This is a genomic window from Bacillus sp. T33-2 (assembly GCF_002860205.1).
Lineage (GTDB): Bacteria > Bacillota > Bacilli > Bacillales > Cytobacillaceae > T33-2.
Map to the genome: position 1 here is coordinate 20,342 of NZ_PGVB01000013.1, position 17,514 is coordinate 37,855.

The window sequence follows — 17,514 nt, forward strand, 5'->3', positions numbered from 1 at the left end:
CATAGTGCGACCTGAGTTTATCTCAGGTCGCTTTTTTGTTGTGTAAATTGTCCCGGGAAAACAGGAGGAGAGATTAGGATGAAAAAAGCTTCGTTATTATTCATGCTGTTTATTTCAGCTATGATTCTATTAGCAGGGTGCGGGGGCAGTGAAACTGGTTCCGGATCAGCCGAAAAAGATACATTTAAAGTAGGCCTTGAGGCAGGATATGCGCCATTTAACTGGACTCAAAAGGATGATTCCAATGGTGCTGTCAAAATACAGGGCACAAAAGAATATGCAGGCGGCTATGACGTAGAAATCGCCAAAAAAGTGGCAGAGGGTCTTGGAAAAGAATTAGTGATTGTGAAAACAGAGTGGGACGGTCTTGTACCAGCCCTGACATCCGGAAAAATTGACGCCATCATCGCAGGTATGTCCCCGACAGCGGATCGCAAAAAGACAATCGACTTTTCGGACAACTATTATCAGTCCAATCTGGTGATGGTTGTGAAAAAAGGCAGCAACTATGAAGGAGCTAAATCGATCCAGGATTTCAAGGGCGCAAAAGTTACAGCTCAATTAAATACATTCCATTATACGGTTATCGACCAAATCAAAGGTGTCGCGAAACAGCCAGCCATGGACAACTTCCCGGCTATGAGAGTCGCACTTGAATCTGGTGTCATTGATGCATATGTTTCAGAACGGCCTGAAGCAGTCAGTGCTTCAGCCGCAAACGAAAACTTTGCGATGGTCGAATTTACAGAAGGATTTAAAACGTCACCAGAAGATACGACAACTGCTGTCGGCCTTGAAAAAGGCAGCAAGCACAGAGAAAAAATCAATGAAATTTTAGCTGGCATCTCTGAGGAAGAACGTACAAGCATAATGGATAACGCGATAAAAAATCAACCAGCAGCAGAATAACCAAATATAAAACCGGCTGTGCTTCATGCAGTCGGTTTTATGATGAGATGAAGGGGGAGAAAGATGAGTGTTGAATGGATTGTAAAAATAGTTTCGGAAAACTGGCCAATGTTCCTTCGCGGGGCTGGCATGACGCTCTTTATTGCTCTAATCGGTACTATATTTGGTGCGGTCATAGGTTTGATTGCCGGGATAATACGTACGATTCCTGTGCCTGAACGCGGAGCAAAAAAAGTTATTCTTAAATTGATTAATCTCATTCTTTCTGTTTATATAGAATTTTTCCGGGGAACACCGATGATTGTTCAGGCGATGGTGATTTATTATGGATCGGCTCTTGCATTTGGCATAGATATGAACGTGATAACTGCAGCACTTATCGTTGTTTCCATTAACACAGGTGCATACATGGCTGAAATCGTGAGGGGCGGGATTGTGTCGATTGATAAAGGGCAGTTTGAAGCAGCCCAGGCGATTGGCATGAACCATATACAAACGATGATCAATGTCGTTTTGCCGCAAGTAATTCGCAATATTTTGCCTGCAACCGGGAATCAGTTTGTCATCAACATAAAAGACACTTCTGTACTGAATGTCATATCCGTTTCAGAATTATATTTCCTGACGAAATCAGTTGCAGGAAATAACTTTAGATACTTCGAATCATTCTTTGTCGCGTGTGTTATCTATTTTGTCATGACCTTTATCGTGACAAGAATCCTGCTTTATTTTGAAAGAAAAATAGATGGCCCAAAAAATTACCAGATTCTTGGTGAGGAAATAGACGTGCCAGCGAAATAGTGTTCATAGGGAAGGGGGCGAGAATATATGGAGAAAGTCATTGAAGTTCAGCATCTAAATAAATCCTTTGGAACCCATGAAGTGTTAAGAGACATTGATTTTTCTGTCAATAAAGGAGAAGTAGTCACCATCATTGGTTCATCGGGATCTGGTAAATCGACTCTTCTTCGATGTATCAATCTATTAGAAATGCCGAGCGGCGGTCAAATTATATATAAGGGTGAAAATATTTTAGACGACAAGCATGATATTTTCGCCTACCGCAAAAACCTGGGGATGGTATTCCAGCAATTTAACCTTTTCAACAACCATAATGTGTTAAACAACTGTATGGTTGGCCAGATAAAAGTGTTAAAGCGCTCAAAGGAAGAAGCTGAAAAAGTAGCCTTGAAATATTTAAAGGTTGTTGGAATGGATAAATATATTAACGCCAAACCAAACCAGCTATCCGGCGGTCAAAAACAGCGGGTGGCGATTGCAAGGGCCCTTTCGATGGAACCGGATGTCATGCTGTTTGATGAGCCAACATCGGCACTTGATCCTGAAATGGTTGGGGAAGTTCTAAAAGTAATGAAAGAGCTTGCGGAATCGGGCCTGACAATGTTGATTGTGACTCACGAAATGGAATTTGCCCGTGAAGTATCGGACCGTGTTGTATTTATGGAAAAGGGCGTTATAGCCGAAGAGGGAAGCCCGGAACAAATTTTCAGCAATCCAAAACAAGATAGAACGAGGGAATTTTTAAAACGGACGTTAAAACAGTCTTAAAGTTTTTTCAATAAAATTCTTTTATAAAACCGAAAACAAACGTTTGGAAATGAATGTTATAAAATCAGCGCTGACTATTACATTCGTAGTTGTAGTAGTCAGCTTTTTCTTTTTTTAATATAATTTCATAATTGTGTATTTTTGTCCGAGTGAATGAAATACAAGTCTTAACGAAATAAAAATGGTGTTGAGTGGACGGATTCCATGTTTCAAGAATATTGGACACTGTTTACAGCTTATGATTTGATAAAAAAACAGGTTATATTTTCCTATGCTAATATTCACGGTTTTGTGGTAATAAGTGTTTGAAGGATTCATGTTAACAATGCAGAAAAGGGGATGGCTGCCACAATAAAACTTGCTCAGAATGGTAAATTGAATTTTCATCGCAAGGTGGAGAGCCAACCGCAGGAACCTACAAATAAAATAAAGTTAAAAGGACTATCATATGTTAAAACATTTTAAATTAAATATCAGAAGTAAACTCATTTTAGCCTTTGCAATCGTATTAATTATACCCAGCATTTTGATTGGGCTGATTTCCTATAATTCCGCAAAAGCTAAAGTGGAGGGGCAAATTCTTAATGCAGCGGAACAAAATGTTCAATTGATCAACCAGAATGTGAACTTGTTCTTTGAAGACAAGATAAAGGTGATAAATTATTTAGCAACATCATTTGACAGCAGCCAGGTTGATCCAGCCTTATTGACGCAGCTAACAGGGTTTAAGGAATTATATCCAGAAATCCAGTCGGTTTATATAGGTACAGAAGCGGGTGCCTTGCTTAGTTCCTCTGAAGACCAGCTGCTGGCAAACCCTGAAGAGAAAACATGGTACCAGCAGGCAATGGGCAATTCCGGCGAAGCAATCATCACAGATCCGGGCGTGAATGAAACGGGTGAAGTCACTGTTACCATTGCAAACAGGCTCCAGGATAATAGCGGAGTCGTCGCTTTTGACGTGAAGATTAAAACACTTGCAGATATGGTAAACGAGGCGAAAATCGGCAAGGAAGGGTATCCGCAGGTTCTGGACAAGAACAGCAAATTTTTGATTCACCCGAAACAGAAAGCCGGTGCGGACGCTTCTAATCCTGAGCATAAATATATGTTTAAGCATAATTCAGGAACAACCACATATATGCTTGATGGTGAAGAAAAGAAATTAATCTTTGAAACTAATAAACTTACAGGCTGGAAAATTTCCGGCACGATGTATTCAGCTGAAATAGATGATGAGGCCAGTTCAATCCTTACAACTACATTAATTGTGATCAGTGGTTCTACCATTGCTGCCGCCGTATTAGTCTTTTTTATCATAAGGTCGATCATGGTACCCTTAAGAAGGCTCATGGCTGCCACAGTAAAGATTAATGAGGGAAACCTGGATGAAAATATCGATGCAAATGGCACCGATGAACTTGGACAATTAAGCCGCAGTTTTAATGTAATGGTGGGCTCCCTGCGTTCTATTTTGGAGCAGGTGAACAAGTCAGCCACTACTTTAACGGCCTCATCAGAGGAGCTGACAGCCAATGCGGAACAAAGTACGCACTCAGCCCAGCAAATTGCTGCAGCGACACAGCAGCTTTCCGCTGGTTCCGATGAACAGTTGAACAGTATTAATGGGGCGGCAACGGCGATCACTCAAATGTCGGCCGGCATACAGCAAATAGCCGCGAACAGTGAGGAAGTATCCTCGTTAACCAAAAGGACCCTTGAAATATCCGCAGAGGGAGCCAGCAGCGTGGAGGATGTTATTTACCATATGGGTGATATCCATAAAACGGTTCAGTCTACCTCAGCGGCCATCGAAAATCTTGGGGAACGATCCAAGGAAATTGTCAATATTGTGTCACTTATTACGGACATCTCTAGCCAGACGAACTTGCTTGCATTAAACGCGGCAATCGAAGCTGCCCGTGCTGGTGAGCATGGTAAAGGGTTTGCTGTTGTGGCGGATGAAGTCAGGAAGCTGGCAGAGCAATCGGCTGCTTCTGCACAGCAAATTTCCGAATTGATTAATGCTATTCAAACTGAAACGAATGACGCCGTAGCATCCATGTTGCTCGGGACAGAAAAGGTAGCGGATGGTGTCGTGAAGACACAGAAATTCGGTCAACTGTTTAAAACGATAGATGAACGGGTAACAGAAGTGAGTGATAAAGTGCAGGAGGTTACAGCTTCTATCGCACAAATGTCTGAAGGAAGCCAGCAGATAGTTGAAGCCATTGATGTTGTTAAACTGGTAGCTGAAGAAGGGGCAAGTGCGAGCCGGCAGAACTCTGCCACAAGCGAAGAACAATTAAGCACAATCGAAGATGTTTCTGCTTCAGCACAATCCCTGTCTGTGTTGGCTGAGGAATTGCAGATGACTTTGGCGAAATTTAAATTGTAAACCTTAGGGAAAAAATCCTTGTCCAGTATTGGGTAAGGATTTTTTTTCGGCCGCATTAACGGAGTTCAATACAGTTTAATCCCGCCAGTGGAATGACAGGATTAAACTGGGTGTTGACACTTAATGGTAGTGTATGTTATTTAATTATTGATTAGCACTCGATCAGGAAGAGTGCTAATGTGTTGTGGTGAATATGTCGCATCAACTTTATCATTTTCGAAAGGGGAAATTTAAATGGAAAAAAAGCAATTCCAGGCAGAATCTAAAAGACTATTAGAGATGATGATCAATTCCATTTATACTCATCGGGAGATCTTTTTAAGGGAATTAATCTCAAATGCCAGTGATGCAATCGACAAGATTTATTACATAGCATTGACTGATGATTCGCTAAGCTTTGACAAAGACAGTTATTACATAAAAGTGGTGCCTGACAAAGAAAACCGGACATTGAAAATCGTCGACACTGGTATCGGAATGTCGAAGGAAGAGCTGGAGACAAACCTTGGGACGATTGCCAAAAGCGGTTCGTTAGCATTTAAAAAAGAAAATGAGTTGAAAGACGGGCATGACATCATCGGCCAGTTTGGTGTGGGTTTTTATTCCGCGTTTATGGTTGCTGACGTTGTTACGGTGATCAGCAGGGCCTTAGGGAGCGAAACTGCATATAAGTGGGAATCTACCGGCACTGATGGGTACACGCTAGAACCATGTGACAAAGATGCAGTAGGAACAGAGATTATTCTAAAAATAAAAGAGAACAGCGAAGAAGAAAATTATGACGAATACCTGGAAGAGTACCGCCTAAAAGCGGTCATTAAAAAATACTCCGACTTCATCCGCTACCCGATCAAAATGGACGTTAGTGGAAGAAGGCCAAAAGAAGGCAGTGAAAACGAATTCGAGGATTATATCGAAGAACAGACCATCAACAGTATGGTTCCAATTTGGAGAAAGAACAAAAGCGAGCTTACTTCTGAGGATTATGAGAATTTTTATACGGAAAAACACTATGGTTTTGACAAGCCAATCAAGCACATCCACATCAGTGTGGATGGCACTGTAAGATACAATGCAATTTTATTCATCCCGGAAAAAATCCCGTTTGACTACTATTCGAAGGAATACGAAAAGGGATTAGAACTGTATTCTAACGGCGTGCTGATCATGAGCAAATGCGCTGACCTCCTTCCAGATTACTTTAGCTTTGTAAAAGGGATGGTTGATTCAGAGGATCTTTCGTTGAACATTTCGAGAGAGATGCTCCAGCATGACCGGCAATTGAAGCTGATTGCAAAAAATATCAACAAAAAAATCAAAAGTGAATTGCAAAGCCTGCTAAAGAACGAAAGGGAAAAGTACGAGGAATTTTATAACTCATTCGGAAGGCAATTGAAATATGGGGTCTACAGCGACTTTGGAACCCATAAAGAAGAACTGCAGGATTTGTTGATGTTCTACTCCTCCGAGGAGAAGAAGCTCGTGACCCTGGATGAATATGTGTCAAGGATGCCTGAGGACCAAAAGTATATTTATTATGCATCCGGAGAGTCCAATGAAAGAATCGAAAAACTTCCACAGGCAGAACTGGTGGCGGAAAAAGGGTATGAAATCTTATATTTCACCGATGAGATCGACGAGTTTGCCATTAGGATGTTAATGTCCTACAAGGATAAAGAATTCAAATCGGTATCAAGCGGCGACCTCGGGATTGAAGAAGAGAATCAGGACGATGAGGGTTCACAGGACAGTGACAATAAAGATCTTTTTGACTACATGAAGAATATTTTAATCGGAAAAGTTAAAGACGTAAGGGAGTCAAAAAGATTGAGGACCCATCCTGTATGTTTTGCCACAGACGGCGAAGTAACGATTGAAATGGAAAAGATCCTGAAATCGATGCCGAATAACCAAAACATCCAGGCGGAAAAAGTGCTGGAAATTAATCCAAATCATGAGGTATTCCAGTCATTAAAGGATGCCTATGAAAAAGATAAAGGGAAATTAGACCTCTATACTAATTTATTGTACAATCAAGCCCTGCTGATTGAAGGCCTGCCAATCAATGATCCAGTTGAATTCACTAATGGTATTTGTAAAATAATGGTTTAACCATACAAAAATAAAAGCATGGGAAATTTCCCATGCTTTTATTTTGCGAAAATTTAACGTACACCCTTCATATAAGTCTGAATTTTTGGCGATAGTGCAAAGAGCAGGATACTCAGAAGGATGGATGCTCCCCCGATCACACCAAAGTACAGCATTTCGTTTTCAGGTGTATAGAATTGGACCAATTGCGCATTTAGTGCCTGGGCTGCAGCGTTTGATAAGAACCATAAGCTCATTGTCTGTGCCGAGAAGGCTGCTGGTGCCAGTTTTGTTGTGGCAGATAGCCCTACAGGTGACAGGCATAATTCCCCAAACACGACAATCAAATAGCTGAGAACCAGCCACATTGGATTCACCAATGAATCACTGCCGCCAAAGTAAGCCGGTAAAAGAATGACCAGGAAAGACAGGCCAGCAAATAATAGTCCTAAAGAGAATTTCTTAGGGATTGATGGCTGGCGATTTCCAAGCTTCACCCATAACCATGCAAACACAGGAGCTAAAAAGATAATAAATAGCGGATTCAATGATTGGAACCAGGCAGGTGAAATATGAATTCCTGCAAAGTCCAGTTGTGTACGTTTATCCGCATAGCTTGCAAGGATGGTTGATCCTTGCTCTTGAATAGCCCAGAACATAACAGAAGCAAGAAATAGCGGAATATAAGCAATAATTCTTGAACGTTCCGTTTCTGTTGTTTTAGGACTGCGGTACATGGCAACGAAATAAGCAGTTGGAATTAAAAATCCTAAAATTCCTACTAGATTGATGAACGTTTTAAATGAAAGCAGGCCATTTGGAATGGCAATAGCAATTAAAATAGCGATAAGGACAGCACTTAAACCAATCGTGGTAAACACTTTTTTCTTTTCTGTTTGTGAAAGGGGATTTGCGACAATTGTACCCGCAAGTCCGAGGTTTTTCTTTTTCGTGAACATGAAAACTAATAATCCCAGGAACATACCGACTGCGGCAATGCCAAATCCGAGGTGGAAATTATATTTCATTCCAACTGTTCCGACAATCAATGGAGCAAGGAATCCGCCGAGGTTGATCCCCATATAGAAGATACTGAATCCGGCATCGCGGCGATTGTCTTGTTCACTGTAGATTTCACCTACAACACTGGACACGTTAGGCTTAAGCAAGCCAGTACCAAGCACGATCAGAACCATGGATACGAAGAACATCGTCACGCTTCCCGGTACCGCCAACACAATGTGGCCAAGCATAATCAATATTCCGCCGTAAAAGACTGCCTTGGATGTTCCAAAGATTCTGTCGGCCAGCCAGCCGCCAATGATTCCCGACATATATACAAGTGACCCGTAGATGGACATAATGGCAAGAGACATATTTTCATCAAGCCCCAGGCCGCCTTTTGAAACCTCATAGTACATATAGAAAACGAGAATTGCTCTCATTCCATAATAAGAGAAACGCTCCCAAAACTCAGTAAAGAACAGAGTGAATAGGCCCTTAGGATGTCCAAAAAAGCCTGTCTGCGGGACACTGTCCGCAATTTTCTGTTTATTTAAAACTGACATTCTACTAACCTCCTTGTTATCTTAATATAATACTTTTAAACCTACTAAATTGTCAAAAAAATTTTTTGGTAAATCAAATAAATGTTGGATTGAGAGTTTTAATCATTATTTAAAAATAATAAATATTTTCAAAAATATTCCTGCCTGATATTCCGGTTCAAACCAAAGATGCTGCTCTCAGCATTTATCTGGCACTATTTACAAACATTCAAAGGATGAAACCAGGATATTAAACTATCAATTGGGGGTATAACACTATATGTAAATCTGTACGCTCCATGACAGGGAGGAAACACGATGAAATGGCAAGGAAGAAGAGGGAGCTCAAACGTTGAGGACCGAAGGGGTATGGGAGGCAAAACTCTCGCAGGAGGCGGTATCGGGGGCTTGATCATCGTCATCATCTATACGCTGCTCGGCGGGGATCCGGGGGCTATATTGAATAACATGCCAACGACGGGTTCAGACCCGGCCGTGCCCTATGAGGAAACCGCACAGGAAAAGGAACATGCTGAGTTCGTCTCGGTAGTGCTCGCGGATACAGAGAAGGTGTGGACTGAAGTTTTCAGGGAGGAAGGCCTTGTTTATAAAGAGCCGACCCTCGTGTTGTACACCGACAGCGTCCAGTCAGCCTGTGGTGCAGCCAGTTCGGCAGTCGGCCCATTTTATTGTCCGGGTGACCAAAAGCTGTATATTGACCTCAGCTTCTATGAAGAGCTTCGGCAAAAATTCGAAGCTCCGGGGGACTTTGCGATGGCTTATGTGATCGCCCATGAAGTGGGGCACCACGTGCAAACCCTGCTGGGGACCACACAGAAGGAAATGCCCCATAGCAGCAATGAGAAATCCGTACGTTTTGAATTGCAGGCTGATTATTTGGCTGGTGTTTGGGCCCACCATGCTCAGGGAATGGATTTACTTGAGGAGGGTGATCTTGAGGAAGCATTAAATGCAGCCAGCGCGGTCGGGGATGACACCATCCAAAAAAGGGCCCAGGGACATGTTGTGCCTGAGAGCTTCACCCATGGGACTTCCGAGCAAAGGAAGCGTTGGTTTTATAAAGGATTCAAATCAGGCAGCCTGGACGGAGGAGATACCTTCAATACAAGCGGCCTGTAGAGAACCGTCATAAGCCTGCGAAGCCCGGTGAAGCTCCGGATCGTTTGTAAAAGGTAATATTTGAAACAAGAAAGGAGTCCTTTCGATGAATGCTCAGGAAAGATCATTTTTTCTAAAGGATGATGGCCAAATTCCAAATAATCCGGAACTGCCTGTCATCGTATACGAAGGCATTTTCAGTGATAACCCGAATGAAATAGAGTCTGCATTCAACCGTCATAATTGGGGTGGCAGCTGGAGCGGCGGCATTTATGATTACCACCATTACCACAGCAACGCCCATGAGGTACTAGGTGTGAAATCAGGCAATGCAACTGTTCTTCTTGGAGGAGATGCTGGAGAACACCTGGCATTGAAGGCCGGGGATGTTATGCTGCTACCGGCAGGGACAGGCCACAAGCTGATTCAAAGCAGTGAAGATTTTGAGGTCGTCGGAGCGTATCCGGAAGGCAGCAGCCGAATTTGCGGGAACGGGATCCCGCTCTTCGTGCACAGTCATTGGCAGAGATCCGGAATGTCCCGGTTCCTGAAACTGACCCAGTTTATGGGGATAGCGGCCCGTTGATCCGGAAGTGGAAGAAGTGAGACCCCCGAAAGCAGGAGGACAGATGGGGGATAATGCCACTTTTGATTTTGAAAACCACCTTCACCACAAAGACAAGCGACAGGAATCTCATGTTCCTGTCGCTCCTTTTTGTGCGAATTCTTTAGATGATTCGCTATTTCCGGTGCATTTTGAATTGCAGGAACAGCTCATTGTAATAAGCCAGGTTCTTTTTCCCAAGGTTTTCGTACACTTCCAGTTTTTCAGTCAGTGCAGGTGGTGGATAGAAACGTTCATCGTTGACCATATCTTCCGGCATGTATTTCAGAGCTTCCTTATTCGGTGTAGAATAGCTTACGTATTCTGCGTTTTGAGCGGCAATCTCAGGATCCAGCATAAAGTTGATGAACTGATGGGCAGCTTCGATATTTTTTGCGGTTTTCGGAATGACCATGTTATCGAACCATAGGTTGGAGCCTTCCTTCGGAACCACATATTCCAAGTCTTCATTCTCATACATGATTTCGGAGGCAACACCCGACCATACAAGGCCGATGGATGCTTCCTGGTTTTCAAGGAGCATCCGGCTTTCATCCCCCACAATCGCTTTTATGTTCGGTGTCAATGAGTCCAGCTTTTCCCGCGCTTCCTTTAAATGATCTTTATTAATATCGTTAAGTGAATAACCAAGGCTGTTCAACCCCATTCCGATGACTTCCCGGGCACCGTCAATCAGCAGGATTTCATTTTTTAAATCCGGATCCCACAGGTCATTCCAGCTCGTAATTTTCTTGCCATTGATCATTTTAGGGTTGTAAACGATTCCGACTGTGCCCCAGAAATAAGGGATTGAATATTTATTCTCCGGATCAAAAGGGAGATCCATAAACCGCTCATCAATGTATTTTAAGTTCGGAAGCTTCGAATGGTCCAGGGGAATAAGCAAATCCTCCTGGCGCATTTTATCAATCGTATATTCAGAAGGTACTGCAATATCGTAAGTTGTGCCGCCCTGTTCAATTTTTGTCATCATTGCTTCATTTGAATCAAATGTTTCATAAACCACTTTGACCCCGGTTTCCTTCTCAAAGCGTTTTACCAGCTCGGCATCAATATAATCTCCCCAGTTAAAAACAGTCAAAGTATTGCCGCTGGAATAGCCCTGCGATGAATTAAGACCGGAAATGGTGTATAACAGCACCGCGGATACAAGGACAACGGCCAGAAAAACCTGAGTAAGCTGCCTCATTTTCTAACCCCCAATCCGTTCGTCCTGTTTCGTTGCGTTAAAAAATAATATATGACGACAAGCAGCATCGTGAACAGGAAGAGCAGGGTAGACAAAGCATTGATATTCAAGGAGATTCCGCGGCGTGCCAAAGAGTATATTTCAACAGAAAGTGTCGTGAATCCATTGCCCGTCACAAAAAAAGTAACCGCAAAATCATCCAATGAATACGTTAGCGCCATAAAGAACCCCGCAAAAATCCCGGGAGTAATGAACGGCAAAATAACCTTCGTCACCACATTCCAGCGGCTCGCACCAAGATCCCGTGCGGCATCGATAAGAGTCGGGCTCATCTCCATTAATTTTGGAAGCACCATCAGTACAACGATCGGAACGCTGAATGCGATATGGGATAGCAGCACTGAAGAAAATCCTAGCTTGATTCCGGCCATGGTGAACAAAATCAAAAAGGAAGCACCAATGATCACATCCGGGCTGACAATCAGGACATTGTTCAATGATAGCAATGCGCTTTTTGCTTGCTTTCTTTTGACTGAGTGGATAGCAAGGGCGCCAACCACCCCGATGATGGTTGAAATTAAAGCAGATAATAAAGCAACCACCGCCGTGTTCAAAACAATAATCAGGAGCCTCGTATCCTGAAAGAGCTCTTTGTACCAATCAAAGGTAAAGCCTTTGAAATCGTGCATTGTCCCCCCGCTGTTAAAAGAGTAGAAAACCAGGAACAAGATCGGTGCATACAGGATGAAAAAGATCAACGCTAAAAAGAGTTTTGATAATGGTGATACTTTTCTGTCCAATTTACACACTCCTCTTCCGGTTGCCCGTAACAATCATGATCACGAACATAATGATGATCAAAAAGACAGCAATGGTCGAGCCCATGCCCCAGTCCTGAGTGACGAGAAAATGCTGTTCAATCGCTGTGCCGAGCGTGATGACCCTGTTTCCGGCAATGAGTCTGGTCAGCATGAACAAAGAGAGCGCGGGAATGAATACAACCTGGCAGCCTGACATTACACCGTCAATCGTCAGCGGGAAGATGACCCGGCGGAAGGTGGTCCATTTCGAAGCACCCAAATCATGAGCCGCATCCAGAAGTGTTGGATTCAGTTCGTTTAACGAATTAAAAATCGGCAGAATCATGAACGGAATAAAGATATACACCGATACAAAGACGAAGCTGAAATCAGTAAACAATATTTGCCTCGAACCGATGCCGATTGCTTCCAAAAAGCTGTTCGCGAAACCATAGGTTCCGAAAATGCCAAGGAAGGCATAGGCTTTTAACAGCAAATTAACCCAGGACGGGACAATGATGAGTAAAAGCCAAAGCTGCTTATGCCTGGTCTTTGTTAACAGATAAGCTGTCGGATAGGCAACCAATAACGAGATCGCCGTAATGAGGAAAGCATACCAGAACGAACTGAATGCCATCTTCAGGTAGGTAGGTGTGAAAAAATTACGGTAATTGGCAAGTGATAAATTTCCTTCTATATCATTGAAAGAATAATAGAGGACAAGGATGATCGGCGCAATAACAAATAAAGCGATCCAGAGTGCATAGGGGAACATATACAGTCTGCGCGTAAGATTATTTTCCATCGTTTTCCCCATCCGCATAAGCTTCCAAACGCCTGTCGAACTCTTCCTCTGTCTCGCCGAAGCGCATGACATGAATGGCTTCAGGATCGAAATACAGGCCAATTTCGTCCCCGACTTTCACTTTTTTTGTTGAATGGACAAGCCATTCATTTCCGTCCTGGTCGTAGCTGCTGATTTCATAATGCACCCCGCGGAACAACTGGGAATCGACGCGGACCCGCAGCTTCCCGCGCTCCAATGAAGTGATTTCCAAATCCTCCGGGCGTATGACGATTTCTACCGGCTCATTCTTGTCCAGTCCCTGGTCTACGCATTCGAATTTCCTTCCGGTAAATTCCACAAGATAGTCTTCAATCATGCGCCCTTTTACAATGTTAGATTCACCAATAAAATCGGCGACAAACCGGTTGATAGGCTCATCATAAATATCAGTTGGAGTACCGCTCTGCTGGATCTTGCCTTTATTTATGACGAAAATTTCGTCAGACATGGCGAGCGCTTCCTCCTGGTCGTGGGTCACAAAGATAAACGTGATCCCAAGGCGGCGCTGAAGTTCACGCAACTCATACTGCATTTCAGTGCGCAGCTTCAAATCCAGTGCCGACAGCGGCTCATCAAGGAGAATCACTTCCGGCTCGTTCACAATCGCCCTGGCAATCGCAACCCGCTGGCGCTGGCCGCCGGACATTTCCCTGATTTCACGATTTTCATAGCCTTGAAGGTTGACGAAGCTTAGCGCTTCATTCACGTTTGATTCTATTTCCGCATTCTTCATCTTTTTGATCCGCAAACCGAATGCAACATTTTCAAATACATTTAAATGAGGAAAGAGTGCGTAGTCCTGGAATACAGTATTCACCTGACGTTTATTGGCAGGTACATCATTGATCTTTTCTCCGTTAAAATAAATTTCTCCTTCGGATGCCTCTGTAAATCCGGCAATTAACCGCAGAATGGTTGTCTTACCGCATCCAGAAGGGCCGAGAAGGGTGTAAAACTTGCCTCTCTCAATCTCGAAGCTTACATCATCCAGTACGGCTGGATCATTATCATACTGCTTTGTAACGTTCTTAAATTGAATAATGGCAGTGTTTGTCATGGCAACCTCCAATCTTCCTGGCAAGCTAATTAAGTTTCTCTCAAATTTGTTCTATCTAGCTGTTAAAATAGAATATACATGCAGTTCATTCGACATGGTTCTGTTATATTCGATTCGGAACAATTATACATTAATAGCTGAAAAATTCAATTATTCTTTCAAGTTAGATACAATCATACATTGAGGTGGTTATATATGAGAACTAGACCTGCAAATAATAAATTAATAAAGGCAATAGGCTTTGCTGTTCTATTTTTGCTCATCAGTACACCTGCCGCCCTGTACTATTCAAAATATTACAAAGAACGTAAAGAGATTCCAGATTTCGCTGTGCCTGTGGAGCACATCCAGTATCAGTTTCAAAATGAACAGCTTCAAGTGTCTTATGATAACGGCAGTCACTGGCGAACAGTCCCTGTTTCATTTGAGGATTTATTTTTTGGGGAATATAATGGTTCAAAACAGGAGCTGATCGAGGGGAGTTATATGATCAACCCTGAGCGGACAGCCTTTGTCGTCGGTGATGAAACTGGCTTGAGGCTTATCCAATCAGAGGATAGGGGGAAAACTTGGACGGAAGCTGATGTGCCCAGCCCGATTCCAAGGGTACGGCTACGGCTGCTGGGCTTTACGTCGGAAAAGAATGGCTATTTGATCCTGACCGGTGACCGTGCGATGAGCTTTGAGGCTAATGCCATCCTTAAAACGAACGATGGCGGCAAAAGCTGGTATCAGGCAGGGTCTGTACAAGCAACGAATACCTTGCTAACAGACGGAGGTTTTGTGAATGACCGCCTTGGGTTCATTTCTTTTGGCACATTTTCCGCACTTGATCACCCGGACCGTCCATTCCTGTTCCGGACAGCAGACGGAGGACGGAACTGGAGTGAGGTGCCAGTTCAGATTCCGGCAGAATACCAAGGGATCTTTACAATTGCTGAAGTGCCTGCCTTTGATGGGAACCAGGGCACTTTGCTCGTTAACCAGGGGCCAAACGGTGATTTTCAAGGCGGTAAGGTGCTGGCAAAATTCATCTCGGCTGACGAGGGTGCCACATGGTCGTTTACCGGCATTGTTGACCGGGAAGGTAATGCATTAGAAGATTAATGATGCTTTGTAAAAAAAGATTTCTACATAAATGGTAAGCAAAATACATGCATGGGAATCAGTATTTCTGGGGCCAAAAAGACGCGGCCGCAAAAATTAAACATTAAGCTGGGAGGAGACTGAAATGCCAATATTTAATTGGGACCACACTGTCCATAATGTAAATGATCTGAAGGTTGCATTGGAAACGTTCAAAGAACACGGGCTGATTGCCTTCAAAGGCGGGTCACATAAACAGTGGGGCACCTACAATGCACTCAGTTATTTTGGGTTGACCTACATTGAATTTCTTGGAATTGAAGATCCTGAGTTGGTCGAAAAAGCAAATGTGTTCGACGTGGTTGCCAAAGATGCATTTAAAATGCTGCCTTTGCATGAAGCCTTTAGCCGTGTTGCCATCAGAACCGACAATATTGACGAAACAGCTGCATTATTGAAAAACCACCAACTGAAGCTATCATCCATCATCGATGGGAAGCGTTTGAACGCACAGGGGCAACTGATTGAATGGCGGATGATGACGATTGACGGGGACTTTCAAGGACTTCTTTATCCATTTTTCATTCAGTGGAAAGGATCCGATGCAGAACGATTGAAAAAACTTACTGAATCTGGCATTATACAACCTCATCCAGCCGGTAAGATCACGTTAAGGGACGCGGTTTTCCATGTGTCCGAGCCAGCTGCTGTAGCAGATCATTGGAAAAAGGTATTTGGACTACCAATGATTGAGTCTGATGACGACAATGCTGTAACACTCGGCATTGCTGACAAACTCTTTGTTTTTAAACAAGGTGATGCCAATCAGCTAACCCAACTGGTGTTTAATACAGATGCTCCACACTTGAAAGGGAAGACCATTACAATCGGCGAGGCCCAGTACGTTTTTTCATAACTAAGTCTTAACATAATAAATACAAAAGGCTAATCCCATTCGAAACAGGATTAGCTTTTTGCTTGTTTAAACAAAGGGGAGAATTTATCTGGTTATGCTTCAGCGCGCTGCTCAAACAGCTGAACAATCTCAACGATTACATTCACCGCTTTGATCATGTTGTCGACAGAAATATATTCGAATTTGCCGTGGAAGTTTTCGCCGCCGGTAAAGATATTTGGCGTAGGCAGTCCCATGTAGGAGAGCTGCGAGCCATCTGTACCGCCGCGGATTGGTTTTACGATTGGCTGGATATCCAGGTTTTCCATCGCCTGGTGGGCAATGTCCACGATTTCTTTGACTGGTTCGATCTTTTCTCTCATGTTGTAATACTGGTCGTTCATGTCGAGGAGAATGTTATCCTTGCCGTATTGGTCTCTTAATTCCCCAATGATTTTCTCGATATAGGCTTTTCTCTCATTGAACTTGTCCCTGTTAAAATCCCTGATTATGTAACGCAGTTTTGTTTGCTCAACATCCCCATTGATTGAAAGAAGATGATAGAAGCCTTCATATCCTTCTGTATATTCGGGTGCTTCATCATGAGGCAGCTTCCCGTTCAGTTCCATCGCAATCTTGGCGGAGTTCACCATCTTGCCTTTTGCAGTACCGGGATGTACATTTGTTCCTTTAATTGTGATCTTTGCAGCAGCGGCGTTAAAACTCTCATATTCGAGTTCTCCAAGCGGTCCTCCGTCTACTGTATATGCAAACTTCGCGTCAAAAGCCTCGACATCAAACTTATGCGGGCCTCGCCCGATTTCTTCATCCGGTGTAAAAGCGACTCTGATTCTGCCATGCTTGATTTCAGGATTTTGGATCAAATAAGCCATCGCCGTCATAATTTCCGCGATGCCGGCTTTATTGTCGGCCCCAAGCAGGGTGGTCCCGTCTGTTGTAATCAGTGTGTGTCCAATATAATTGGACAATTCAGGGAATTCACGTGGTGACAGTACAACAGGATGAGTTTCGTTGAGGGTAATGTCTTTACCGTCATAGTTTTCAACGATCTGTGGATTGACATTGGCCCCCGTAAAATCGGTCGCTGTATCAACATGGGCCAAAAACCCGATCGTCGGCACTTGTTTTTCCGTATTCGCTGGCAAGGTGGCCATCACATATCCGTTCTCGTCAATCGTTACTTCCTCCATGCCGATAGTCTTTAACTCATCAACCAGCATGTTGGCCAGTGTCAGCTGTCCCGGAGTTGACGGGCATGTTTCACTGTCTTCGTTGGACTGCGTGTCCACTTTTACATATGTAGTAAATCTCTCAATGATTTCGTCTTTCAATTTTATTTCAACTCCTTTAAATGTATGTTT

General features: G+C 43.3%; 14 protein-coding genes and 2 pseudogenes. 10 read left to right on the forward strand and 6 right to left on the reverse strand.

Translation table 11 applies throughout. The features are described 5' to 3' along the window. Positions 1–78 precede the first annotated feature (78 nt). From CVD19_RS10875 to htpG, 6 genes and pseudogenes are all read left to right on the forward strand, one after another. Positions 79–909, forward strand: a complete 831-nt coding sequence (locus tag CVD19_RS10875; RefSeq protein WP_101581892.1) for a transporter substrate-binding domain-containing protein — start codon at positions 79–81, stop codon at positions 907–909. A gap of 63 nt (positions 910–972) precedes the next feature. Beyond that, a complete protein-coding gene (locus CVD19_RS10880; protein ID WP_101581893.1) occupies positions 973–1,710 on the forward strand; it encodes an amino acid ABC transporter permease in 738 nt (245 codons plus the stop codon). A 27-nt stretch (positions 1,711–1,737) separates the two neighbouring features. After that, positions 1,738–2,478 (forward strand): amino acid ABC transporter ATP-binding protein, encoded by a 741-nt coding sequence (locus tag CVD19_RS10885; protein ID WP_101581894.1) that lies wholly within the window; start codon positions 1,738–1,740, stop codon positions 2,476–2,478. A 448-nt stretch (positions 2,479–2,926) separates the two neighbouring features. Continuing rightward, positions 2,927–3,934, forward strand: a pseudogene (locus CVD19_RS25850) (HAMP domain-containing protein); the annotation flags it as partial. Beyond that, on the forward strand, positions 3,929–4,876 hold the full coding sequence (locus CVD19_RS25855; RefSeq protein ID WP_374702884.1) for a methyl-accepting chemotaxis protein: 948 nt from the start codon (positions 3,929–3,931) through the stop codon (positions 4,874–4,876). The pseudogene CVD19_RS25850 and the gene CVD19_RS25855, both read left to right, overlap by 6 nt. Positions 4,877–5,110: 234 nt before the next feature. Continuing rightward, positions 5,111–6,988: a molecular chaperone HtpG gene (htpG, locus tag CVD19_RS10895; protein WP_101581896.1), complete on the forward strand. Its 1,878-nt coding sequence runs from the start codon at positions 5,111–5,113 to the stop codon at positions 6,986–6,988. A gap of 53 nt (positions 6,989–7,041) precedes the next feature. Here htpG and CVD19_RS10900 read toward each other — a convergent pair whose 3' ends face one another. Further along, positions 7,042–8,535 carry a peptide MFS transporter gene (locus tag CVD19_RS10900; RefSeq protein WP_101581897.1) on the reverse strand — a complete coding sequence of 498 codons (1,494 nt, stop codon included), beginning with the start codon at positions 8,533–8,535 and terminating at the stop codon, positions 7,042–7,044. Between the two features lie 297 nt (positions 8,536–8,832). Between CVD19_RS10900 and ypfJ the strand changes: the two genes are divergently transcribed. Next, complete coding sequence (gene ypfJ, locus CVD19_RS10905) at positions 8,833–9,654, forward strand: KPN_02809 family neutral zinc metallopeptidase (RefSeq protein ID WP_101581898.1); 822 nt, start codon at positions 8,833–8,835, stop codon at positions 9,652–9,654. 85 nt (positions 9,655–9,739) lie between these two features. Beyond that, positions 9,740–10,239: pseudogene (locus tag CVD19_RS10910) on the forward strand (cupin domain-containing protein). A 134-nt stretch (positions 10,240–10,373) separates the two neighbouring features. On the opposite strand, the gene CVD19_RS10915 reads toward CVD19_RS10910, so the two are convergent. From CVD19_RS10915 to CVD19_RS10930, 4 genes are read right to left on the reverse strand one after another with little or no spacing between them, the layout of a single operon-like run. Next, positions 10,374–11,447, reverse strand: a complete 1,074-nt coding sequence (locus CVD19_RS10915) for an ABC transporter substrate-binding protein (protein WP_101581899.1) — start codon at positions 11,445–11,447, stop codon at positions 10,374–10,376. Beyond that, a complete protein-coding gene (locus CVD19_RS10920) occupies positions 11,444–12,247 on the reverse strand; it encodes an ABC transporter permease (RefSeq protein WP_101581900.1) in 804 nt (267 codons plus the stop codon). The genes CVD19_RS10915 and CVD19_RS10920 overlap by 4 nt, the downstream gene beginning before the upstream one ends. A gap of 1 nt (position 12,248) precedes the next feature. Next, on the reverse strand, positions 12,249–13,052 hold the full coding sequence (locus CVD19_RS10925) for an ABC transporter permease (RefSeq protein ID WP_101581901.1): 804 nt from the start codon (positions 13,050–13,052) through the stop codon (positions 12,249–12,251). After that, positions 13,042–14,151, reverse strand: coding sequence for an ABC transporter ATP-binding protein (locus CVD19_RS10930; protein WP_101581902.1), 1,110 nt, complete (start codon positions 14,149–14,151; stop codon positions 13,042–13,044). The genes CVD19_RS10925 and CVD19_RS10930 overlap by 11 nt, the downstream gene beginning before the upstream one ends. A 195-nt stretch (positions 14,152–14,346) precedes the next feature. On the opposite strand from CVD19_RS10930, the gene CVD19_RS10935 reads away from it, so the two are divergent. After that, positions 14,347–15,258, forward strand: a complete 912-nt coding sequence (locus CVD19_RS10935; protein ID WP_101581903.1) for a WD40/YVTN/BNR-like repeat-containing protein — start codon at positions 14,347–14,349, stop codon at positions 15,256–15,258. A 124-nt stretch (positions 15,259–15,382) separates the two neighbouring features. After that, positions 15,383–16,153 (forward strand): VOC family protein, encoded by a 771-nt coding sequence (locus CVD19_RS10940; RefSeq protein ID WP_101581904.1) that lies wholly within the window; start codon positions 15,383–15,385, stop codon positions 16,151–16,153. Between the two features lie 92 nt (positions 16,154–16,245). Here CVD19_RS10940 and pepT read toward each other — a convergent pair whose 3' ends face one another. After that, on the reverse strand, positions 16,246–17,484 hold the full coding sequence (gene pepT, locus CVD19_RS10945; RefSeq protein WP_101581905.1) for a peptidase T: 1,239 nt from the start codon (positions 17,482–17,484) through the stop codon (positions 16,246–16,248). Positions 17,485–17,514: the final 30 nt, after the last annotated feature.